This is a genomic window from Enterobacter cloacae complex sp. ECL411 (genome assembly GCF_021869665.1).
In the GTDB taxonomy this organism is placed as follows: Bacteria; Pseudomonadota; Gammaproteobacteria; order Enterobacterales; family Enterobacteriaceae; genus Enterobacter; species Enterobacter intestinihominis.
The window spans coordinates 1,601,545-1,624,718 of sequence record NZ_CP091486.1 but is presented as its reverse complement, the minus strand read 5'-3'; the positions used below and the strand labels follow the sequence as shown (position 1 = coordinate 1,624,718).

Below are 23,174 nucleotides of genomic sequence, written 5' to 3'. Positions count from 1 at the left end.
TACAGTAACTACAGGGCTGGAATGAATATGTACACTTCAGGCTATGCAAATCACTTAACACCTTCTACTTCTGCCGCAGGCAATGCTGCGCAGAATTCTATCGGGCGTGAATCGACAGGGCTTATCAGTGAAGTGGTTTACCGTGAAGACCAGCCGCTGTTGACACAACTCTTACTCCTGCCGCTTTTGCAGCAGCTCGGGCAACAGTCTCGCTGGCAGCTCTGGCTGACGCCACAGCAAAAATTAAGTCGCGAATGGGTTCAGTCGGCTGGCCTGCCGTTAGCGAAGGTGATGCAGATTAATCAACTCTCCCCTTGCGATACGGTCGAGTCGATGGTCCGGGCATTACGTACCGGGAACTATAGCGTCGTGATTGGGTGGTTGCCTGAGGATCTGTCGCAAGAGGAACATTTGCGTCTGACTGAAGCGGCTGAAGAAGGTAACGCGATGGGTTTCATCATGCGGCCAGTTCGTGGAGATTCCTATCGCAGAGGACAACATCCCGGGCTAAAAATTCACTCAAATGTGTACCATTGAGTCATTTTAAGAGTTTTCCTGGAATTTTTTTCGACCGCAGTATGCAAAAAAAGTTCAACGCGCCAAAACTGCGGCAAGGCTTGTCTGACGCGGTTCTCGTTAATTTTACTGCACAAAATTCGTTCAAAAATTGTTAAATATTAGGTATACGGAACTTTTTTTTTCATATGCCTGACGGACTTCACACTTGTAAGTTTTCAGCTACGTTGTAGACTTTACATCGCCAGGGGTGCTCGGCCTAAGCCGAAGATATCGGTAGGTTTATATTTGACCACGCCCCCCGGTGAAGGATTTAACCGTGATTCCTCCGATGGAGATATTCATGGCAAATTTTGGATGATAACGAGGCGCAAAAAATGAAAAAGACAGCTATCGCGATTGCAGTGGCACTGGCTGGCTTCGCTACCGTAGCGCAGGCCGCTCCGAAAGATAATACCTGGTATGCAGGTGGTAAACTGGGCTGGTCTCAGTTCCATGACACCGGTTGGTACAACAGCAGCCTGAACAACGATGGCCCTACTCACGAGAGCCAGCTGGGTGCAGGTGCGTTCGGTGGCTATCAGGTTAACCCGTATGTTGGCTTTGAAATGGGTTACGACTGGTTAGGTCGTATGCCTTACAAAGGCGACAACGTAAATGGCGCTTTCAAAGCTCAAGGCGTACAGCTGACCGCTAAACTGGGTTACCCAGTAACTGACGATCTGGACGTGTACACCCGTCTGGGCGGCATGGTATGGCGTGCAGACTCCAGCAACAGCATCGCTGGTGACGACCACGACACTGGTGTTTCCCCAGTATTCGCTGGTGGCGTTGAGTGGGCAATGACCCGTGACATCGCTACCCGTCTGGAATACCAGTGGGTTAACAACATCGGTGACGGTGCTACCGTTGGTGTTCGTCCAGACAACGGCATGCTGAGCGTTGGTGTTTCTTACCGTTTCGGTCAGCAGGAAGATGCGCCAGTCGTAGCTCCAGCTCCGGCTCCAGCGCCAGAAGTACAGACCAAGCACTTCACTCTGAAGTCTGACGTTCTGTTCAACTTCAACAAAGCTACCCTGAAACCAGAAGGTCAGCAGGCACTGGATCAGCTGTACACCCAGCTGAGCAACCTGGATCCTAAAGACGGTTCTGTAGTGGTTCTGGGCTTCACCGACCGTATCGGTTCTGACGCTTACAACCAGGGTCTGTCTGAGAAACGTGCTCAGTCTGTAGTTGATTACCTGGTATCTAAAGGTATCCCAGCTAACAAGATCTCCCCACGTGGTATGGGCGAATCTAACCCAGTTACCGGTTCTACCTGTGACAACGTGAAACCACGCGCTGCACTGATCGACTGCCTGGCACCAGATCGTCGCGTAGAGATCGAAGTTAAAGGTATCAAAGACGTTGTAACTCAGCCTGCGGCATAAGTTATCGTCTTATAAAAAAACCCCGCCATGCGGGGTTTTTTATTATCTGAAGAAAAGTAAAAAGCTTATTTTTTACCTAACAGTGCCTGTAGATCGTTTTTCAACGTCGACATCTGGCTGGCATACTTCTCTTTGTGCTCGGCATCTTCAATCAGCTGCACCACCGTTTCCGACAGGGTTTTCCCGCGCCGTTGCGCAAGCCCAGCCAGACGCTGCCAGACCATGAATTCCAGGTCGATGGATTTCTTACGGGTGTGCTGATGCTCGGCATTGAAATGCCGTTTACGACGAGCACGGATAGTTTGCTTCATCCGGTTTAACAAGGCCGGATTAATGTGTTTCTCAATCCAGCCGTTGACCTGTACCGGTTCGTTTTCGAGGGTCAGCAACATATCCACAGCTTCTTGTGCCGCGCTGGCTTCGATGTAGCAGGTGATCAGCTCCCCTTCACGGTGCTTTTTGACCAGGTACTTCCATTTCCAGCCGCTTTCGAGGTTTTCCAGTTGTTGATATTTCATTGCGATCTCAGTGTTACCGTGTAACTCTGTTCAGAATATCAGTTTTTTGGCAATCTGCTGAAAAGAAATCATATCCTGTGAAACGTCGCAGGCGATCCGCATGACGAAAACCCGAATCCTGATTGGGCAGAGTGCGCCGCTTACGGTATACTCCACGGTTTTACTTCTGACTAAAAAACATCAACTTTGACCATTACGAAACTTGCATGGCGTGACCTGGTTCCGGATACCGAGAGCTATCAGGAGCTGTTTGCACAGCCAGACCTCACAAAAGAACACAAATTCATACTTAGCGAGACACAACCGCGTTTGCATTACGCGCTGGAGCAGATGTCATCCCCATGGGCTACATCTCCTTTCATGCTGCTCAAAGCCCCGGAAGAAGCCGAGTATCTGACGCTTCTCGGTGATGCCATGCGCCAGTTGCAGCCAAAAACGAATGCCGTTTTTGGTGGTCAGTATCATATTGCCGGTCGCGACGTGACATTCGAACCTGCCACGCAGGCAGATGGATTGTTCGCTGCAAAAGGCGAGGTGATCACCGCCAACTGGGTGGAAGCAGAACAGTTGTTCGGCTGCCTTCGTCAGTTCAATGGCGATGTTTCACTGCAACCCGGGCTGGTACACCGCGCGAATGGCGGCGTATTGCTCATCTCCCTTCGCACACTGCTTGCGCAGCCGCTGCTGTGGATGCGCCTGAAAACGGTGGTGACGCAGCAACGTTTTGACTGGGTAGGCTTCGACGAGTCACGTCCTCTGCCTGTTTCCATTCCGTCTATGCCGCTGTCGCTGACCGTCGTGCTGACGGGTGACCGTGAATCCCTGGCTGACTTCCAGGAAATGGAGCCAGAACTCGCGGAGCAGGCGGTTTACAGCGAATTTGAAGACAATATTCAGATTGCAGATGCCGATGACATGGCGCAGTGGTGTCAGTGGGTTATGGCCGTGGCGGAACGTTTCGCGCTGCCCTCACCTGCCGAGGATGCGTGGCCGGGCTTAATCCGAGAGGCCGTACGCTACACCGGCGATCAGGAAACCCTGCCGCTCTGTCCGCTCTGGATCGGCAAACAGCTGCGTGAAGTGGGCGTTATCAGCGGCAACGGTACGTTCAACGGTGAGCAACTGAGCCAGATGCTGGCCCAGCGTGAATGGCGCGAAGGCTATCTTGCTGACCGTATGCAGGATGAAATTCTGCTTGAACAGATTCTGGTGGAGACCGAAGGCGAACGTATCGGGCAAATCAATGCCTTGTCCGTCATCGAGTTCCCCGGGCACCCACGCGCCTTTGGTGAGCCTTCCCGTATCAGCTGTGTCGTACACATTGGTGACGGCGAATTTACCGATATCGAACGCAAGGCCGAACTGGGCGGAAACATTCATGCCAAAGGCATGATGATCATGCAGGCATTCCTGATGTCTGAACTTCAGCTCGAGCAGCAGATCCCCTTCTCTGCCTCGTTGACCTTTGAGCAGTCCTACAGTGAAGTCGACGGCGACAGCGCCTCAATGGCAGAGCTGTGCGCCGTGATCAGCGCGCTTGCAGACGTGCCGATTAACCAGAATATTGCGATTACCGGGTCCGTGGATCAGTTTGGCCGTGCCCAACCGGTGGGCGGACTGAATGAGAAAATCGAAGGCTTCTTCGCAATCTGCCAGCAGCGCGGTTTAAACGGCAAACAGGGCGTGATTATTCCGGCACCTAACGCTCGCCATTTGAGCCTGAGCCAGGCGATTCTGGATGCGGTAGAGCAGGAACAATTCACTGTCTGGGCCATCGAAGGGGTTGAGGATGCACTACCCTTACTGACAAACCTGGTCTGGGACGGCGAAGGCCAGACAACCCTGATGCAGACCATTCAGGAACGTATAGCTCAGGCGACACAGCAGGATGCTCGTCATCGTTATCCGTGGCCGTTACGCTGGTTAAGTTGGTTTAGTGCGAACTGATCGGACTTGTTCAGCGTACACGTGTTAGCTATCCTGCGTCCTTCACTAAAATAAGGCTTACTGAGAACATGGTAGATAAACGCGAATCCTATACTAAAGAAGACCTTCTTGCCTCTGGTCGCGGTGAACTGTTTGGCGCGAAAGGCCCGCAGTTACCAGCCCCAAATATGCTGATGATGGACCGTGTCGTGAAAATGACCGAAACCGGCGGCAACTTTGATAAGGGTTACGTAGAAGCAGAACTCGATATCAACCCGGACCTGTGGTTCTTCGGTTGCCACTTTATTGGCGATCCGGTAATGCCTGGCTGCCTGGGCCTCGATGCTATGTGGCAGCTGGTTGGCTTCTATCTGGGCTGGCTTGGCGGTGAAGGCAAAGGCCGTGCGCTGGGCGTAGGCGAAGTGAAATTCACCGGTCAGGTTCTGCCTACCGCGAAGAAAGTCACCTACCGTATCCATTTCAAACGCATCGTTAACCGCCGTCTGATTATGGGCCTGGCGGACGGTGAAGTGCTGGTTGATGGTCGTCTGATCTATACCGCGAACGACCTGAAAGTGGGTCTGTTCCAGGATACCTCCGCTTTCTGATAACGGCTTTTAGCCCCTTCCAGAAAGGCGAAACCTCCGCATTGCGGAGGTTTCTTTTTAAAGAGACGGTATCAAGCAAGTACTGCCCTGTCTCCGATGGCTTCTCGCCAGCCCCCTAGCCATTGGGACCTTTGATTCAGGGCCTGATAGGGACACATTTCTTTAGAACGTCCGGCGATGCCAGCCTGATAACCACGTTGATGAGCCCTTTCCAGGCGATCTCGTTTCTGTCTCTTCATGCCTCGTTTCCCTCATTCTTTTGTCTGGTGGAAAGAAAACAGTGGTTGCAATATGTGCAAGCACAGTTAACGAATACCCCGAATCTGCGTCAGCGTCAACGTTCAAAATTCATACGGGTGTCATATTTGTGAGCTACATGGAAGATCGTTTGTACAAAAAGTGTGATGCGGGACAAGTAACAACCTGAACGTAAAACGAAAAAAAAGCCGCAATCAGCAAGAAGCTGAGTGCGGCTTTCGTCGATGAATTTTACTTATGGCAGGCGGGAAATCTCTCTTGCTATAGTAGCCGACTCCTGTGCCCATCCCTGCGCAAGTACTTTCACCATTTCGTCATAGCCATCTTTCTGCTGCTTGAGTTCCAGATGGAAAGGACGCTTAATCAGCTGACCCTGGTGATTCAGCAGCCACTCCCCGCTGATAACAACGGCACCATCATAGCGGCCATGGAATCCCGTCACGTTAACATTCAGAGTGTCCTGATCGCTTCCCAGAGGCTGCGAGGCAACGACCCAACCGGGGAGCTGGCTGCTCAGATTCGCCACCAGCGTATTGCGTAGCTGCTGATCCAGCGGGCTGGCCCACAGGTTATTGTTGGCGATTACATACTGCACATCGCTGGTCTGGTAGACCACCCCGTTGCCCGCCAGGTAATCTGGCACGGCAACCTGCTCAACCCACAGCAGACGGCTGCCCTGCGAGGCGCTGCTCTGCGCCCCCGACTGCGCGCTTAACGGCAGCTGGTAGTAGCTTTTGTTATCGCTTCCAGAGCTACAGGCCGTTAATACCAGTGCGCCTGCGATGATTAGCCATTTTTTCATTGTTTCGCCCTCTTAGGCTCAGGATCCTTTTTATCTTTCGCTTCAAACACCAGCGCGTTGCTCTTTTCATTGAGCGTTTTCAGAACGGGCTGTAGCTCGCGTAAAACCTGATCAAGACGTTGCATATCCGCCACCATCTTGTTGTAGGCCGCTGAGCCCGGCTGGAAGCCCTGCATACTGCGATTCAGTTCACGCAACGTTTTCTGCATATCCTGCGGCAGCTGCTGCATGGACTGGTTGGCCGTGATCTTGTTGATATTATCCAGGGTGGTTTGCAGACGTTGCATCGTCGCCTGGCTCTGATGCAGTGATCCCGTCGCAGCCTCAAGCATTGGATTCAGCGGCAGATTGTTGATCTTATCCAGCGTTTCCATCAGACGCTGTTGGATCTGCGCCAGGCCACTGCTGACCGTAGGAATGATTTTGTAGCCGCCAAATTCACGGACTCCCGTCATAGGTGGCGCTTTTGGATAGAAGTCCATATCGACATACAACGCCCCTGTCACCAGGTTGCCGGTTTTCAGCGAGCCACGCAGACCGCGATTCATCAGGTCGCTGATATGCTCCCCAATATCCTGATCCTCACCAATCTGGTTAATTAAACGCTCAGGCTCAATGCGTATCAGCACCGGAATACGATAATCATCATCAAGCATTTGCTTGAGTCCCGGAACAAAGTAAGGCACTTGCCCCACTGTACCCAGTCGGATACCGCGGAACTCAACTGGCGCTCCTGGCTGCAAGCCGCGTACAGAGTCCTTAAAGAACATCAGATAATCGATGTGATCGGTATAGAGCGCATCCTGAATGCTTTTTTGATCGTCAAACAATCTGAAGGCGGTTTTTTCCGCCACCGGTTGTCCCAGATCTATACCTTCCGGCACGTCAAAACTGACGCCCCCACCAAACAGCGTGGTGAGTGAACCCATCTCAACGCGCATCCCCGCAGAGGTGAGATCCACAGCGATCCCACTGTCTTTCCAGAAACGAACGTTACTGGTCACCAGTCGGTCATTAGGCGCATTGATAAATAGCTGATAGCTGATGGTCCGTTTTTGCGGATCGAAGGTGCTCGTTTCAACCGAACCGACACGATACCCACGGAACAGCACCGGATCGCCCGGCGAGAGCTGGCCCGCTTTTTTGCTGTCCAGAATGACGCGGATCCCTTTTGCATCCGGTGGCGCAAGCGGCGGTGAATCCAGCAACTGATAGTTTGCTGGCTGGGCGCCTTTATTGCCGGGCTGGAGTTCAATGTAAGCCCCTGACAATAGCGTCCCTAAGCCGCTGATCCCTTCTCTTCCGACCTGCGGTTTCACCACCCAAAAAACGGAATCTTCATGGAGCAGTTTTTCCATGCCAGCATTCAGGCGGGCCTTAATTTCAACATGGGTTAAATCATCCGTCAGGGTCGCGCTTTCCACGACACCCACATCCACGCTGCGGCTCTTGATGGTGGTTTTTCCGCCCTCAATTCCCTCTGCATTGGTGGTAATTAGCGTGACTTCCGGTCCCTGATGGCTGTAATGATAAAACAGGATCCATGCACCGATCAGCGCGGTCACGATGGGGAAAATCCACACCGGCGACCAGTTTCTGACCTTCTGCACTTTAGCCTCTCCACTCTTATTTTCCATGCTCTTACTCTTCCTCATGGCTTGAATCGGGCTCACGATCCCACGATAAACGAGGGTCGAAGGTCATGGCCGCAAACATGGTCATAATGACGACCAAAGCAAACATCAGCGCTCCCATAGCGGGATAAATACTCATCAGCCCACCCATACGCACCAGCGCTGAGAGAACCGCAATCACGAACACGTCAATCATCGACCAGCGGCCAACAAATTCCACGACCTCATAAATCAGATGCATGCGCTCACTGTCACGCTTACCGTGCCCTTTTGCATCCCAGCAAAGCCAGGCAATGGCAATCATCTTTAAGGTCGGAACCATAATGCTGGCGAGAAATATGACGCCTGCAACAGGGTATGATCCTTCGCTCCACAGCAAAATCACCCCGGCAAGGATGGTCGAGGGCATTCTGTCGCCGAGCAGATCGGTGATCATGATCGGCAAAATATTGGCGGGCAGATAAAGCATGACAGAGGTCACCAGCAGCGCCATGGTCCATTGCAGGCTATTTTTGCGTCGGACGTGACCTTTTGTTTCACAGCGGGGACACACCTCGACATCCGCGGGCAGCACGGCGGTGCAGCAGGAGCAGGAGCGAAGCCCCTGACGGATACCCGGTACGCCCACCTTTACTGTCTGCGAGAGCGTCGGTGCCGGGGCAATATCGTCCCAGGTCCAGCGTCGGTCCACGCACTGGAAAGCGCGCAGTTGCAGCACGCAATACAGACACCACGGAATAAAGCTGCTGCCAATCCCCACATCGCCGTAGGCCATCAGCTTCACGAAGCTGACCAGGATACCCGCCAGAAAAATTTCCGCCATCCCCCAGCTTTTCAGCTGGAACAGGATCCGCGCGAGTTTGATTTTAAGGGCGGTGGGCATCCTGACGCGATTGACCAATAGCAGAATGACGACCAGGCAAAAAGCCGGGACTATCTGCACGAACAGAAGAAAGAAGGTGCCAAGGCTGGCGTAATCTTCCGAGAACATCACGCCTGGAATTTCCAGTAACTCCACCTGGCTTACCATCCCACCCACTTTCATAGAGATGAAAGGGAAGAGATTGGAGAGCAGTAACATGAACAGGGCTGCCAGTGCGTAAGCCGTAGGACGCTGCCTTGGCGCGTCCCACTCGGTCGTCAGCGTAGCTCCGCAGCGCGGGCAGGCAGCCTTATGTCCGTGACCAAGCTCTGGCAACGCCACGAGCATATCGCATTGCGAGCATAAAATATGCCGATCGGCATGGTGCTGGTCACACATAGATTATCCCTGTTTATGCGCCGTTTTTCAGAGACTCAAGGTACTCCCAGCGCTCAAATGCCTCTTCCAGCGCCTGCTCGGCCTGGGAGAGTTCAGCCAATACTTTCTGAGTATAGTCGTGAGGCTGCGTAAAGAATGACGCATCAGCGACCTGAATTTGCAGTGCTTCCAGTGCCGCTTCCAGCTCTTCCAGACGCTGCGGCAGTCCTTCCAGCTCGCGCTGCAAGTTATAGCTCATTTTAGCAGGAGACTTTTTGACAGTTTCTGCTTTCACAACAACAGGTTCAGCGACATTTTTGGTCTTCGCCTGTTTTTGCGCCAGCGACTGCGATTGCTGTCCACGCGCGTCATGATAGCCGCCCACATATTGACCGATGCGTCCTTCGCCTTCGAAGATCCAGCACTCGGTCACGGTGTTATCGACAAATTGACGATCGTGGCTGACCAGCATCACGGTTCCCTGATAGCCATCAATCAACTCTTCCAGCAGTTCCAGCGTTTCGACATCCAGATCGTTCGTCGGTTCATCGAGAATCAGTAAGTTACTGGGTTTCAGGAACAGGCGCGCCAGTAAAAGACGGTTACGCTCACCGCCGGACAGCGCGCGCACAGGCGTCAGGGCGCGTTTCGGGTGGAACAGGAAGTCCTGAAGGTAGCCCAGCACGTGACGCGGCTTGCCGTTAACCATCACCTCCTGTTTACCCTCTGCGAGGTTGTCCATCACCGTACGGTCCGGATCCAGCTCTGCGCGATGCTGGTCAAAGTACGCTACTTCCAGCTTGGTACCACAGTGAATACGACCGCTGTCTGCCTGCAACTGGCCCAGCATCAGTTTCAACAGCGTGGTTTTGCCGCAGCCGTTTGGACCAATAAGCGCAATTTTGTCGCCACGCTGAACCTGTGCGGAGAAATCGTTCACCAGCACTTTGCCGTCAACCGAATAATTCACGTTCTCCATTTCGAAGACAATCTTGCCCGAGCGGGACGCCTCTTCCACCTGCATTTTGGCGCTACCCATGACTTCACGGCGTTCGCTACGTTCGCGGCGCATCGCCTTCAGGGCGCGAACGCGGCCTTCATTACGGGTACGACGCGCCTTGATGCCCTGACGGATCCATACCTCTTCCTGCGCCAGCTTGCGGTCGAACTCGGCATTTTGCAGCTCTTCCACGCGCAGGTTCTCTTCTTTCTCCAGCAGATAGGTATCGTAATCGCCCGGATAGGTCACCAGCTTGCCGCGGTCGAGGTCGACTATGCGCGTGGCCATGTTGCGGATGAACGAACGGTCGTGGGAGATGAAGATAATGGTGCCGTTAAAGATTTTCAGGAACCCTTCCAGCCAGTCAATCGCTTCGATATCCAGGTGGTTCGTTGGTTCGTCCAGCAGCAGTACCCTGGGCCCGCTCACCAGGGCACGGCCCAGCGCGGCTTTACGCAGCCAGCCGCCGGAGAGCGCCGACAGCTCCATATCCGCTTCCAGGCCAAGCTGAGCCAGCACTTCGTTAATGCGGTTTTCCAGCTGCCACAGGCCGTGGTGATCGAGCATCTCCTGCACTTTTGCCAGCTCGTTGAGATTTTTGTCGCTCGGGTCGGTCATGACCAGATGCGAAATCTCGTGGTAGCGCTTGAGGTATTCCGCCTGCTCTGAAATTCCTTCGGCCACAAAATCGTACACGCTGCCGGTAACGTTACGCGGCGGATCCTGTTGCAGACGAGAGACGACCAGATCCTGCTCGTAAACAATACGGCCGTCGTCCAGCCCCTGCTCACGGTTGAGGATTTTCATCAGCGTCGATTTACCTGCGCCGTTACGGCCGACCAGACAGACGCGCTCGTTATCTTCGATATGCAGCTCTGCATTATCGAGAAGCGGTGAGTCGCTGAAAGAGAGCCACGCGCCGTGCATACTAATTAAAGACATTTATTTTTCCTTTCAGACCGCGGAGATCAGCCAGCAGTTGTGGATTTGACGGTTACGGGCAAAGTCCTGAGACAGCGTTTTTTGGCTGATTTCTTGTGCTTTCAGTCCCAGTTCGGCCAGGCCGTCGTGATCCATGCGGAATCCGCGCTTGTTATTCGAGAACATAATGGTGCCGCCTTTACGCAGCAGACGCTTCAGGTCGGTCATCAGGCGCAGGTGATCGCGTTGAACGTCAAAGCTATCCTCCATACGCTTGGAGTTAGAGAAGGTCGGCGGATCGATAAAGATCAGATCAAACTGCTCGTCGGTATCGCGCAGCCAGCCCAGCACGTCGGCCTGTAACAGGCGATGCTGACGACCGGTTAAGCCGTTAAGACGCAGGTTGCGCTCTGCCCACTCCAGATAAGTACGGGACATATCGACCGTGGTGGTACTACGCGCCCCACCAAGCCCTGCATGAACGCTGGCGCTGCCGGTATAGGAGAACAGGTTCAGGAAGTCTTTGCCCTTGCTCATCTGTCCCAGCATGCGGCGGGCGATGCGGTGATCGAGGAACAGACCGGTATCAAGGTAATCGGTCAGGTTAACCCACAGGCGCGCATTATATTCGCCCACTTCGATGAAGTCGCCCTTCTCGCCCATCTTCTGATACTGGTTTTTGCCTTTCTGACGCTCACGGGTTTTCAGCACCAGCTTGTTTGGCGAAATGCCGAGTACGGCGATGGTGGCCGCAATCACATCCAGCATACGCTGACGCGCTTTTTGCGCATCAATGGTTTTCGGCGGGGCGTATTCCTGAACCACCACCCAGTCTGCATAGCGGTCAACCGCCACGTTGTATTCCGGCAGGTCAGCGTCGTAAAGGCGATAACATTCGATGCCTTCCTGCTTCGCCCACTTCTCAAATTTCTTCAGGTTTTTGCGCAGGCGGTTGGCATAATCTTCCGCCACGCCAGACGGTTTGCTGTCCGCTGCTATCTCTGCCAGATGGTAGTTTTTCTGCACGCAGTCCAGCGGGCCGTTTTTCGCCTTGAACTGGCGATCGGCACGTAATTGCAGGCAGCTCAGCAGCTCCGGCGAGGCGCTAAACAGGGAGAGGTTCCAGCCGCCGAAATGCGCTTTCATGTTGCGGCCCAGCAGGCTGTGTAGCGCAATCAGCGCTGGCTCGCTGCCAAGACGCTCACCATACGGCGGGTTGCTGATCACCGTACCGTACGGGCCTTTTGGCAGCGGATTGGTCAGGTTCGCCACATCTTTGACGTCGAAGGTCACCAGCTCACCGATACCGGCACGACGGGCGTTGCTGCGCGCGCGTTCAATCACCCGTGGGTCGTTGTCCGAACCGTAAAAGTGAGAGGTGTACTCCGCCAGCCCTTTACGGGCACGGGTCTGCGCGTCGTCTTTGACCTCTTTCCAGAGGGCTTCATCGTGCTGCGCCCAGCCTTTGAAGCCCCACTGTCCACGATGCAGCCCTGGCGCGCGGTCGGTGGCCAGCATCGCGGCTTCAATCAGCAGCGTACCGGAACCGCACATTGGATCGAGCAGCGGCGTACCCGGCTGCCAGCCGGAGCGCATCACGATAGCGGCGGCCAGTGTCTCTTTGATTGGGGCCATGCCGGTGCGATCGCGATAGCCGCGCAGATGCAGGCCTGCGCCGCTCAGATCCAGGGAAATACTGGCAGTATCGCCGTTCAGCCAGACGTTGATACGCAGATCCGGGTTTTCACGATCAACGTTCGGACGTTCTTTATTACGACGCGTGAAGCAGTCCACAATGGCGTCTTTGACGCGCAGGGCACCGTACTGGCTGTTGCGGATCTCATCGTTTACGCCGTTGAAATGCACCGCAAAGGTAGCGTCCGGGGTGAAGATCTCTGTCCAGTCGATCATCTGTACACCGGTGTAGAGATCAAGATCGCTGTAGACCTTGCACTCTTTCATCGGCAGCATGATGCGCGACGCCAGACGGCTCCACATCAGGCTCTGGTAAATAAGCCGCGTGTCGCCCTCAAAATGGACACCACCCTGAACCACCTGGCACTCTTTCGCGCCCAGGGTTTCCAGTTCAGTTTTTAACAGCTCTTCCAGCCCACGGGCCGTACTGGCAAACAGAGAATTCATATCGTCACTTTTACTCATAGAAAATTGTCGCGCATTATAGCTAATATGGCGTGTATGTCATAAAGTTGAAGGCTTATTTTATTTAGCGGGAGTGTGCAGTGGCGACGTTATCCAGGCTTTTTATTCATCCGGTGAAATCCATGCGTGGTATCGGCGTGACGCACGCGCTGGCCGATATGAGCGGATTCGCCTTCGATCGTATTTTTATGATCACCGAGCCTGACGGTACGTTCATCACCGCACGTCAGTTCCCGCAGATGGTTCGCTTTACGCCTTCCCCGCTTCATGACGGATTGCATTTGACCGCGCCAGACGGTTCAAGCGTCTTGATCCGCTTTGCTGATTTTGCGCCGGTTGAAGCGCCAACGGAAGTGTGGGGCAATCATTTTACCGCGCGTATCGCGCCGGATAACATTAACCAGTGGCTGAGCGGCTTTTTCTCACGTGACGTTCAGCTGCGCTGGGTTGGGCCTGCGCTGACTCGTCGCGTGAAACGCCACGACGCGGTTCCCCTCTCCTTTGCGGATGGTTTTCCCTTCCTGCAGACCAGCGAGGCCTCGCTGCGTGATTTACAAACCCGTTGCAAAGCCAGCGTGCAGATGGAGCAGTTTCGCCCGAATCTGGTGGTGACCGGAGCGGATGCCTGGGATGAAGATACCTGGAAAGTGATCCGCATCGGCAGCGTTATCTTTGATGTCGTGAAGCCGTGCAGCCGCTGTATTTTTACCACCGTCAGCCTGGAGAAAGGCCAGAAACACCCTTCCGGCGAACCTCTGAAAACCTTGCAATCATTTCGTACCGCGCAGGATAACGGTGATGTCGACTTCGGCCAGAACCTGATCCCCCGCTCCAGCGGCGTAATCCGCGTGGGCGATGAGGTCGAAATTCTTACCCGCGGGCCTGCAAGAGTGTACGGCGCAGGCCAGGAAGAAGAAATGGTTGACGTTGTCACCAACGTCGCTTCCGCGGTGGATATTCACTGGGAAGGCAAAGTTATTCGTGGTAACAATCAGCAGGTGCTACTGGAACAGCTGGAGCAGGCGGGTATCCGCGTACCTTATTCCTGTCGCGCGGGGATTTGCGGATGCTGTCGCATTAAACTGGTCGATGGTGAAGTGAGTGCCCTGAAGAAATCTGCGATTGGCAGTGACGGCACGATCCTGTGCTGTAGCTGTGTACCGAAAACATCCGTACAGCTGGAAGCTTAAACCGCCTGTTCGAGGCTGAAGGAATCGACGCGCAGCTGAGGCTTCAGCCTGTCATTCATCACTTTGATGGCATCACCTAACTGCATGACTCGCCCGGCAATGGTCACGCCGGGTTGGGCCAGCAAACAGAGCGCAGCGTTTTCACCGGGTTCAACCACCAGCAAATTCACCTCTTCTTCGGTATCGCTCAGATTGACGCTGGCCGCATCGCCGATAGCCGGGGTCCAGCTCATACCGTGCGCGAGGAAATGCCAGCTTTTCGGCATTTGTGGTTTCAGGAAACGGATCGCCACCAGCGCATTTAGTACCAGTTCAGCGCGCTGTTCTTTGGAGAGATTGAAGTCGCGGCATTTTTCTTCAAAAGAGAAATAGAGTGCAGCGTCGTCAACGCAAAAGCCTGAGGGAGCAAACGCGTCTGGCGTTAACATTCGGCGCGCAAAACGAGAGCGAAACAACATGCCATTGGCTAAGTCGAGCATCATACGGTCATGCTCGTCACAAAAATACCAGCGCCAGTTATCGTCAGGTTTAATTCGCATGTTTCTCTCCCGTCCCCAAAACGTCCTGTACTAAAAATGTCCTGTTTGCCGCTTCGCTTATAACACTAGTAATAAAAGACTATAATGTCTAAATAAGCAACAATGACGGAATATAAAACAACCAGGGCTGGAAATAAAGCCCTGGTTGTCTGATTAAGAGAAAAGATTAGATATGCGTGACAATTTCTTTAATCAATGGCGGCCCTTTAAAAATAAAGCCGGAATAAATTTGCACCAGTGAAGCCCCTGCCGCCATCTTCTCACGTGCAGCGATGACGGAGTCAATGCCACCCACGCCAATAATCGGCAGCTGGCCTTTTAATTCCGCGGAGAGTGCGCGAATAATTTCGGTGCTTTTTAATTGTACCGGACGGCCACTTAATCCACCCGCTTCGTCACAGTTTTTCATTCCCTGGACGAGGGAGCGATCGAGCGTTGTATTGGTCGCAATCACACCATCAATATTATGGCGAACTAAACTGTCGGCAACCTGGATCAATTCCTCTGCCGAAAGATCCGGGGCGATCTTAACCGCGACCGGAACATATTTATGGTGGATCGCCTGTAGTGCCGTTTGTTTATTTTTAATGGCGCTAAGAAGATCGTCAAGCGCTTCGCCATATTGTAATGAACGCAGCCCTGGGGTGTTAGGCGAGGATATATTCACCGCGATATAACCGGCATAGGCATAGACTTTTTCCATACAAATCAGATAGTCATCTTTACCCTGCTCGACTGGCGTGTCTTTATTTTTGCCAATATTAATACCCAGCACACCATCAAAATGGGCTTTCTTAACGTTCTCAACCAGATGATCGACGCCAAGGTTATTAAAGCCCATGCGGTTGATCAGCCCCTCGGCTTCAACCAGGCGGAACAGACGTGGCTTGTCATTTCCCGGCTGCGGACGCGGCGTCACTGTCCCGATTTCGATCGAGCCAAAACCCATCGCGCCGAGTGCATCAATGCATTCGCCATTTTTGTCCAGACCGGCCGCAAGGCCCAGTGGATTTTTGAACGTCAGGCCCATGCATTGGACAGGTTTTTCCGGCACGTTTTGACGCACCAGCGCGGCCAGAGGCGTTCCTGTAATACGACGTAACTGCTGAAATGTAAATTCATGAGCGCGCTCAGGATCGAGCTGGAAAAGGGCTTTACGAACGAAGGGGTAGTACATGAACTCTCCTGGATTCCCGGTGTGCAAACCGGGAGGGGATTATGTGCGATCCCGCCCGGAAAGGGAATTGACCTGTGGCAAAAAAAGCCATGTAAAACGCAATCGTTTACTTATCGGTTCGCTTCTTATGCTTTTTTCTGCATTCATCCTGAGGATAAATCATTTAGTGGAATAACCACGCAATGTCACACTCCTGAAAATTGTTATGAATGTTAGATAAAAGCAAACAATTAGTTATAAGGAGCAACCATGCGCGTCATTACCCTGGCCGGAAGCCCCCGCTTCCCCTCTCGATCCAGCGCACTGCTGGAATACGCTCGCGAAAAGCTTAATGCTCTGGATGTCGAAGTGTGTCACTGGAATTTGCACAATTTCGCGCCTGAAGATCTGCTCTACGCCCGTTTCGACAGCCCGGCGCTGAAAACCCTGATCGAACAACTTAAGCGTGCTGACGGGCTGGTCGTCGCGACACCAATTTATAAAGCCTCTTTTTCCGGTGCACTGAAAACGCTGCTCGATCTGCTGCCCGAACGCGCGCTGGACGGTAAGGTCGTCCTGCCGCTGGCCACAGGCGGTACGGTAGCCCATTTACTGGCGGTGGATTATGCCCTCAAGCCAGTTCTGAACGCGCTGAAAGCGCAGGAGATCCTGCATGGCGTCTTCGCTGACGACTCACAGGTAATCGACTACCAGCATAAACCGCATTTCACGCCGAATCTGCAAACCCGCCTCGACAGCGCGCTTGAAACCTTCTGGCACGCCCTTAATCGTCGGGATCGCCACGCGGCGGCATTTCATCAATCACAAGGAGTGGCGCATGTTTAAAACAGTTACCCGTATCGGGCTGGCAGGTCTGCTGGCAGTGGCATCGCTGGCTCAGGCGGCGGAGAAAACGCCGGAGAGCCTGCGTATCGGTTATCAGAAAGGCAGCGTCAGCATGGTGCTGGCGAAAAGCCATGCGTTGCTGGAGAAACGTTTCCCGCAGACCAAATTCTCATGGGTCGAGTTCCCTGCCGGACCGCAGATGCTGGAGGCGCTGAACGTCGGGAGTATTGATTTAGGCAGCACCGGCGATATCCCGCCGATCTTTGCCCAGGCGGCCGGGGCGGATCTGGTTTACGTTGGCGTTGAACCCGCCAAGCCGAAGGCAGAGGTTATTTTGGTGCCGGAAAACAGCGAGATCAAAAGCGTCGCCGATCTCAAAGGTCATAAGGTTGCTTTCCAGAAAGGTTCCAGCTCGCACAACCTGCTGCTGCGCGCGTTGCAGGAGGCCGGCCTTAAATTCACCGATATCCAGCCCGTTTACCTGACGCCTGCCGATGCGCGCGCGGCGTTTCAGCAAAAAAATGTTGATGCCTGGGCTATCTGGGATCCGTACTACTCCGCCGCACTGTTGCAGGGCGGTGTGCGGGTGCTGAAAGACGGTACCACCCTGAAACAAACCGGTTCGTTCTACCTGGCGGCACGTCCTTACGCTGAAAAAAATGGCGCATTTATTCAGCAGGTGCTGGATACCTTCTCTCAGGCCGATGCGCTGACCCAAAGCCAGCGTCAGCAGAGCATCACGCTGCTGGCAAAAACCATGGGCCTGCCTGAACCGGTGATCGCCACCTATCTTGACCACCGTCCTCCCACCACCATAGCGCCGGTTGACGCCCACGTTGCCGCCCTCCAGCAGCAAACGGCAGACCTCTTTTATCAAAACCGCCTGGTTCCAAAGCAGGTGAATATTCGCGAACGCATCTGGCAACCCGCTGGCATTGAAGGAAAAAAATCATGAGTCTGAATCTTTTCTGGTTTTTACCCACCCACGGTGATGGACACTATCTTGGCACAGAAGAAGGCGCCCGCCCGGTCGATCACGGCTATCTACAGCAGATCGCCCAGGCGGCAGACCGCATCGGTTTTACCGGGGTGCTGATCCCGACGGGCCGTTCATGTGAGGACGCGTGGCTGGTTGCCGCATCGATGATCCCCGTCACCCAGCGCCTGAAATTCCTGGTAGCCTTGCGCCCAAGCGTGGTGTCGCCCACCGTCGCGGCACGCCAGGCGGCAACGCTGGACAGGCTCTCCAACGGCCGCGCGCTGTTCAATCTGGTGACGGGCAGCGATCCGCAGGAGCTGGCGGGCGATGGCGTTTTTCTCGATCATACCGAGCGCTATGAAGCCTCCGCAGAGTTCACCCGCGTCTGGCGACGTCTGCTGGAAGGGGAAACCGTCACCTTCGAAGGAAAACATATCCACGTTCGCGATGCGCAACTCTACTTCCCGCCGGTACAGCAGCCGCGCCCTCCCCTTTATTTCGGCGGATCGTCGGACGTGGCGCAGGAGCTGGCGGCTGAGCAGGTCGATCTCTATCTGACCTGGGGCGAGCCACCGGAGCTGGTTAAAGAGAAAGTTGCTCAGGTACGCGCCAAAGCCGCAGAACATGGCCGTACGGTGCGCTTCGGCATTCGCCTGCACGTGATCGTACGCGAAACCAACGACGAGGCCTGGCAAGCCGCCGACCGTCTGATCGCTCATCTGGACGACGACACTATCGCCAAAGCACAGGCGGCGTTTGCCAAAACCGACTCAGTGGGCCAACACCGAATGGCCTCCCTGCACAACGGCAAGCGTGAAAATCTTGAGATCAGCCCGAACCTGTGGGCCGGGGTGGGTCTGGTGCGTGGCGGCGCCGGTACGGCGCTGGTCGGCGACGGTCCAACCGTAGCGGCACGCATTAATGAATACGCGGCGCTGGGGATCGACAGCTTTATCCTGTCTGGCTACCCGCATCTGGAGGAGGCCTACAAGGTGGGTGAACTGCTCTTCCCGCACCTGGATGTCGCTATCCCGGAGATTCCGCAGCCACGTCAGCTTCAGTTGCAGGGCGAAGCCGTGGCGAATGCGTTTATCCCGAGAAAAGTCGCGCAAAGTTAAGGAGCCACCATGTCTTCAACCGCACAAAAATGGCTGCTGCGCGCCGCACCGTGGTTTCTGCCCGTCGGCATTGTCCTCGTCTGGCAACTGGCGTCTTCAACTGGCTGGCTGTCGAGCCGTATTTTGCCCTCTCCGGAGGGCGTTGTGGAAGCGTTCTGGTCGCTAAGCGCCAGCGGTGAGCTGTGGCAACATCTTGCCATCAGCTCCTGGCGCGCGGTAATCGGCTTTTCGATTGGCGGGAGCATCGGCCTGACGCTGGGGCTGATCAGCGGCCTGTCCCGCTGGGGTGAGCGGCTGCTGGATACCTCCGTTCAAATGCTGCGTAACGTGCCGCATCTGGCGCTTATTCCGCTGGTTATCCTGTGGTTTGGCATTGATGAGAGCGCCAAAATTTTCCTCGTGGCGCTGGGAACATTATTCCCGATTTATATCAATACCTGGCATGGGATCCGCAATATCGATCGCGGTCTGGTTGAGATGGCCCGCAGCTATGGCCTGTCAGGTTTTGCCCTGTTTACCCATGTGATCCTGCCGGGCGCCCTGCCCTCCATTATGGTTGGGGTGCGTTTTGCGCTCGGCCTGATGTGGCTAACCCTGATTGTGGCGGAAACCATTTCGGCCAACTCCGGCATTGGTTATCTGGCGATGAACGCCCGCGAGTTCCTGCAAACGGACGTGGTGGTGGTTGCCATTATCCTTTATGCCCTGCTTGGCAAACTTGCGGACGTCAGCGCCCAGTGGCTGGAACGTAGCTGGCTGCGCTGGAACCCGGCCTACACCGCTCAGGAGGCGAAAGCATGAATACTGCACGACTGAACCAGGGAACACCGTTACTGCTGAACGGCGTGACCAAACGCTACGGTGATAACACCATTCTGAATGCACTGGATCTGCATATTCCTGCCGGACAGTTTGTGGCCGTTGTTGGCCGCAGCGGTGGCGGCAAGAGTACCCTGCTGCGTCTTTTAGCCGGGCTGGAGGCGCCAAACAGCGGTGACATTCTGGCAGGCACCACGCCGCTGTCCACGATTCAGGATGATACGCGCATGATGTTTCAGGACGCGCGTCTGCTGCCGTGGAAAACGGTGATGGATAACGTCGGGCTGGGCCTGAAGGGTAGCTGGCGGGAGGATGCCCGGCAGGCACTCGCCGCCGTCGGGCTGGAGAATCGCGCGGGAGAGTGGCCTGCGGCCCTGTCGGGTGGACAAAAGCAGCGCGTGGCCCTGGCACGCGCGCTGATTCATCGTCCCGGTCTGCTGCTGCTTGATGAACCGCTCGGCGCGCTTGATGCCCTGACGCGGATCGAGATGCAGGATCTGATTGAAACCCTCTGGCAGACGCACGGCTTTACGGTGCTGCTGGTGACGCATGACGTAAGCGAAGCTGTGGCAATGGCAGACAGGGTGCTGTTAATAGAAGAGGGTAAAATTGGTCTGGATCTGACGGTGGATATTCCACGTCCTCGCCGGGTGGGATCGGCCAGACTGGCGGAGCTGGAGGCGGAAGTGCTGGATAGAGTGATGAAACGTGGAGAAGCGGAGATTCAGCGGATAAAGGCTAATGCCTGATGCCCTCACCCCGGCCCTCTTCAACAGGGAGCACGGCGCAAGGGCAAATCGTAGGCCCGGTAAGCGAAGCGCCACCGGGCTTTTTTACATCAGGCCAGCGCCTTTGTAATCTTCTCGTACAGATCGCCAGACAAATTTTCCAGCCCTTTCAGCTGCTCAAGTGCGGCACGCATTTTCGCCTGACGCTGCGCATCGTAGCGTTTCAGGCGGATCAGCGGCTCAATCAGACGAGACGCCACCTGCGGGTTACGGCTGTTCAGCTCGGTCAGCATTTCAACCATGAACTGATATCCGCTGCCGTCTTCAGCATGGAACGCGGCCGGGTTGCTGCTGGCAAACGCGCCAATCAGGGAGCGGACGCGGTTCGGGTTGCTCATGGTGAACGAACGGTGCTTCAGCAGGCTACGTACGTTGCTGAGCGCGTCGGCTGCCGGGCTAGTGGCCTGAAGGATGAACCACTTGTCCATTACCAGACCATCCTGATGCCACTTGTCGTCGTACTCCTGCATCAGCGCATCGCGGCACGGCAGCTCGGCGGCAACGCTTGCGGCCAGCGCAGCCAGCGCATCCGTCATGTTATCGGCTTCGTGGTACTGCTTGCTGACCAGCGTGTTCGCCAGCTCTGCCTCACCAAACGCCAGATAGCGCAGGCAGGTATTGCGCAGGGAACGTTTACCGATATCCGCATGTTCCACCCGATACGCGTCCAGCTTGTTGGCGTTGTAAATTGCGAGGAATTCATCTGCCAGTTCGGTCGCCAGCGTGCGGGTCAGCGCTTCACGCACGGCGACGATCGCAATGGGGTCAATGATGTCAAATAGCTCGGCGATTTCAGTCGCAGACGGCAGCGTTAAAATTTCAGCCGCCAGCGCCGGGTCAATATTCTCATCCAGCAGGATGGCACGGAACGCGTCTGCCACATGAACCGGCAGCGTCAGCGGCTGGCCCTGCTGGTAACGGTTGACGTTCAGCTTGATGTAGGTCGCCAGCAGGCTTTGTGCCGCATCCCAGCGCGAGAAATCGTTGCGCGCGTGACGCATCAGGAACGTCAGCTGCTGATCGCTCCACTTGTATTCGAGTTTCACCGGCGCGGAGAACTCGCACAGCAGGGCAGGAACAGGCTGGAAATAGACGTTATCGAAGATAAAGGTCTGCTCTGCCTGGGTCACATTCAGCACGTTATGCACCGGGTGACCGCCCTTCTGTAGCGGGATCACGTTGCCTTCGTTGTCGTACAGCTCAACGCTGAACGGAATGTGCAGCGGATGTTTCTCTTCCTGCTCCGCCGTTGGCGGTGTGCGCTGGCTGATGGTCAGCGTGTACTGCTCGGTTTCCGGGTTGTAGTCGTCTTTGACCGTCACAATCGGCGTACCGGCCTGGCTGTACCAGCGGCGGAAATGAGACAGATCGACGTTAGAGGCGTCTTCCATCGCCTGGACGAAATCGTCGCAGGTGGCCGCACTGCCGTCATGACGCTCGAAGTAAAGCTGCATCCCTTTCTGGAAATTCGCTTCGCCCAGCAGGGTGTGGATCATGCGGATAATTTCAGCGCCTTTTTCGTACACCGTCAGGGTGTAGAAGTTATTCATCTCAATGACTTTATCCGGGCGGATCGGATGGGCCATTGGGCTGGCATCTTCTGCAAATTGCAGACCACGCATGGTGCGCACGTTGTTGATGCGGTTTACCGCCCGCGATCCCAGATCGGAGCTGAACTCCTGATCGCGGAAGACGGTTAAGCCCTCTTTCAGGCTCAGCTGGAACCAGTCGCGGCAGGTGACGCGGTTCCCGGTCCAGTTATGGAAATATTCGTGGCCGATAACGCGTTCGATATCGAGGTAATCTTTATCCGTTGCGGTATCGGTACGCGCCAGCACGTATTTGGAGTTGAAGATGTTAAGACCTTTATTCTCCATCGCGCCCATATTGAAGAAATCGACAGCAACGATCATATAGATGTCGAGGTCATATTCGAGGCCAAAGCGCGTTTCATCCCACTTCATGGAGTTGATGAGGGAGGTCATTGCCCACGGGGCGCGGTCAAGGTTGCCACGGTCCACGAACAGCTCCAGCGCGACTTCACGGCCAGAGCGCGTTTTAAAGGTGTCGCGCAGAACATCGAAATCGCCCGCCACCAGCGCAAACAGGTAGCAGGGTTTAGGGAACGGATCCTGCCACTGTACCCAGTGACGGCCATTCTCCAGTTCCCCTTCACCAATCCGGTTGCCGTTGGAAAGCAGGTACGGGTACAGCGTTTTGTCGGCAATAATTTTGGTGGTAAAGCGCGCCAGGACGTCCGGGCGATCCAGATACCAGGTAATGTGGCGGAACCCTTCGGCTTCACATTGGGTGCACAGGGCTACGCCTGACTGGTAAAGCCCTTCCAGCGCGGTATTGGCGGCAGGGCTGATTTCATTCACGATGCGCAGGGTAAAGCGTTCCGGCAGGTTGTCGATGACCAGCTGGTTGCCTTCTTCTTTATAGTCTGACCAGGCTTCATCATTAATATGCAGGGAAACCAGCGTCAGGTCTTCACCATCCAGACGCAGCGGCACGGCTGTCGCGCTCTGGCGCGTCACCTGGCTTACCGCCGTCACGACGGTTTTTGTGGCATCCAGGTCGAAGGTCAGATCGATATCGCTTATCAGGTAATCCGGCGCACGGTAGTCGTGGCGGTATTTAGCTTGTGGCTGTTGTGTCATAGAAAACCTTATGCATCGTTTGTCGAGTAACGATTCAATATATTCCGGTTGTGTAAAACGCGC

20 protein-coding genes are annotated in these 23,174 nt (G+C 54.8%); 10 read left to right on the top strand and 10 right to left on the bottom strand.

From position 1 onward, the window contains the following. The first annotated feature begins 27 nt into the window (after positions 1 to 27). Positions 28 to 537 carry an SOS-induced cell division inhibitor SulA gene (gene sulA, locus L3069_RS07630; RefSeq protein ID WP_032610196.1) on the top strand — a complete coding sequence of 170 codons (510 nt, stop codon included), beginning with the start codon at positions 28 to 30 and terminating at the stop codon, positions 535 to 537. Positions 538 to 893: 356 nt separating this feature from the next. Further along, positions 894 to 1,946 (top strand): porin OmpA, encoded by a 1,053-nt coding sequence (gene ompA, locus L3069_RS07625; RefSeq protein ID WP_017694761.1) that lies wholly within the window; start codon positions 894 to 896, stop codon positions 1,944 to 1,946. A gap of 65 nt (positions 1,947 to 2,011) precedes the next feature. Here the strand turns inward: ompA and matP are convergent, their stop codons facing one another. Then, a complete protein-coding gene (gene matP / locus L3069_RS07620; protein ID WP_006809347.1) occupies positions 2,012 to 2,464 on the bottom strand; it encodes a macrodomain Ter protein MatP in 453 nt (150 codons plus the stop codon). 186 nt (positions 2,465 to 2,650) lie between these two features. Here matP and L3069_RS07615 point away from each other — a divergent pair, with 186 nt between their 5' ends. Together L3069_RS07615 and fabA are read left to right on the top strand one after the other, a co-directional pair. Continuing rightward, the gene (locus L3069_RS07615) at positions 2,651 to 4,411 is read left to right on the top strand and encodes a Lon protease family protein (protein WP_023305819.1); all 1,761 of its coding nucleotides are present in this window, start codon (positions 2,651 to 2,653) and stop codon (positions 4,409 to 4,411) included. Between the two features lie 68 nt (positions 4,412 to 4,479). Further along, on the top strand, positions 4,480 to 4,998 hold the full coding sequence (gene fabA / locus L3069_RS07610; RefSeq protein WP_000227926.1) for a bifunctional 3-hydroxydecanoyl-ACP dehydratase/trans-2-decenoyl-ACP isomerase: 519 nt from the start codon (positions 4,480 to 4,482) through the stop codon (positions 4,996 to 4,998). A 71-nt stretch (positions 4,999 to 5,069) separates the two neighbouring features. On the opposite strand, the gene rmf is transcribed toward fabA, so the two are convergent. The 6 genes from rmf to rlmKL all read right to left on the bottom strand — a co-directional run bounded on the left by rmf (position 5,070) and on the right by rlmKL (position 12,995). After that, complete coding sequence (gene rmf / locus L3069_RS07605) at positions 5,070 to 5,237, bottom strand: ribosome modulation factor (protein ID WP_003858162.1); 168 nt, start codon at positions 5,235 to 5,237, stop codon at positions 5,070 to 5,072. A gap of 254 nt (positions 5,238 to 5,491) precedes the next feature. Next, on the bottom strand, positions 5,492 to 6,058 hold the full coding sequence (gene pqiC, locus L3069_RS07600; protein ID WP_022647654.1) for a membrane integrity-associated transporter subunit PqiC: 567 nt from the start codon (positions 6,056 to 6,058) through the stop codon (positions 5,492 to 5,494). Further along, positions 6,055 to 7,695 (bottom strand): intermembrane transport protein PqiB, encoded by a 1,641-nt coding sequence (gene pqiB / locus L3069_RS07595; RefSeq protein ID WP_022647653.1) that lies wholly within the window; start codon positions 7,693 to 7,695, stop codon positions 6,055 to 6,057. Before pqiB ends, pqiC begins: the two co-directional genes overlap by 4 nt. 4 nt (positions 7,696 to 7,699) lie before the next feature. Then, on the bottom strand, positions 7,700 to 8,953 hold the full coding sequence (gene pqiA / locus L3069_RS07590; protein ID WP_022647652.1) for a membrane integrity-associated transporter subunit PqiA: 1,254 nt from the start codon (positions 8,951 to 8,953) through the stop codon (positions 7,700 to 7,702). A gap of 13 nt (positions 8,954 to 8,966) precedes the next feature. Further along, on the bottom strand, positions 8,967 to 10,874 hold the full coding sequence (locus L3069_RS07585) for an ABC transporter ATP-binding protein (protein ID WP_038415789.1): 1,908 nt from the start codon (positions 10,872 to 10,874) through the stop codon (positions 8,967 to 8,969). Between the two features lie 12 nt (positions 10,875 to 10,886). Further along, complete coding sequence (gene rlmKL, locus L3069_RS07580) at positions 10,887 to 12,995, bottom strand: bifunctional 23S rRNA (guanine(2069)-N(7))-methyltransferase RlmK/23S rRNA (guanine(2445)-N(2))-methyltransferase RlmL (protein ID WP_032671569.1); 2,109 nt, start codon at positions 12,993 to 12,995, stop codon at positions 10,887 to 10,889. 98 nt (positions 12,996 to 13,093) lie between these two features. Between rlmKL and L3069_RS07575 the strand changes: the two genes are divergently transcribed. Then, positions 13,094 to 14,203: a YcbX family protein gene (locus tag L3069_RS07575; RefSeq protein WP_236901909.1), complete on the top strand. Its 1,110-nt coding sequence runs from the start codon at positions 13,094 to 13,096 to the stop codon at positions 14,201 to 14,203. On the opposite strand, the gene zapC is transcribed toward L3069_RS07575, so the two are convergent. Together zapC and pyrD are read right to left on the bottom strand one after the other, a co-directional pair. Next, a complete protein-coding gene (zapC, locus tag L3069_RS07570; protein ID WP_023299740.1) occupies positions 14,200 to 14,742 on the bottom strand; it encodes a cell division protein ZapC in 543 nt (180 codons plus the stop codon). The two genes, L3069_RS07575 and zapC, sit on opposite strands and share 4 nt — an antisense overlap. A gap of 166 nt (positions 14,743 to 14,908) precedes the next feature. After that, on the bottom strand, positions 14,909 to 15,919 hold the full coding sequence (gene pyrD, locus L3069_RS07565) for a quinone-dependent dihydroorotate dehydrogenase (protein WP_015570907.1): 1,011 nt from the start codon (positions 15,917 to 15,919) through the stop codon (positions 14,909 to 14,911). 249 nt (positions 15,920 to 16,168) lie between these two features. Here pyrD and ssuE point away from each other — a divergent pair, with 249 nt between their 5' ends. From ssuE to ssuB, 5 genes are read left to right on the top strand one after another with little or no spacing between them, the layout of a single operon-like run. After that, complete coding sequence (gene ssuE / locus L3069_RS07560; RefSeq protein ID WP_022647647.1) at positions 16,169 to 16,744, top strand: NADPH-dependent FMN reductase; 576 nt, start codon at positions 16,169 to 16,171, stop codon at positions 16,742 to 16,744. Next, positions 16,737 to 17,699 carry a sulfonate ABC transporter substrate-binding protein gene (locus L3069_RS07555; protein ID WP_022647646.1) on the top strand — a complete coding sequence of 321 codons (963 nt, stop codon included), beginning with the start codon at positions 16,737 to 16,739 and terminating at the stop codon, positions 17,697 to 17,699. The genes ssuE and L3069_RS07555 overlap by 8 nt, the downstream gene beginning before the upstream one ends. Continuing rightward, positions 17,696 to 18,841, top strand: coding sequence for an FMNH2-dependent alkanesulfonate monooxygenase (ssuD, locus tag L3069_RS07550; RefSeq protein WP_038415787.1), 1,146 nt, complete (start codon positions 17,696 to 17,698; stop codon positions 18,839 to 18,841). Before L3069_RS07555 ends, ssuD begins: the two co-directional genes overlap by 4 nt. Before the next feature lie 9 nt (positions 18,842 to 18,850). Beyond that, positions 18,851 to 19,642: an aliphatic sulfonate ABC transporter permease SsuC gene (gene ssuC, locus L3069_RS07545; RefSeq protein ID WP_023299738.1), complete on the top strand. Its 792-nt coding sequence runs from the start codon at positions 18,851 to 18,853 to the stop codon at positions 19,640 to 19,642. Next, on the top strand, positions 19,639 to 20,409 hold the full coding sequence (gene ssuB, locus L3069_RS07540; protein WP_022647644.1) for an aliphatic sulfonates ABC transporter ATP-binding protein: 771 nt from the start codon (positions 19,639 to 19,641) through the stop codon (positions 20,407 to 20,409). Before ssuC ends, ssuB begins: the two co-directional genes overlap by 4 nt. 89 nt (positions 20,410 to 20,498) lie before the next feature. Here the strand turns inward: ssuB and pepN are convergent, their stop codons facing one another. Beyond that, complete coding sequence (pepN, locus tag L3069_RS07535; RefSeq protein ID WP_038415786.1) at positions 20,499 to 23,111, bottom strand: aminopeptidase N; 2,613 nt, start codon at positions 23,109 to 23,111, stop codon at positions 20,499 to 20,501. Between the last annotated feature and the right edge of the window lie 63 nt (positions 23,112 to 23,174).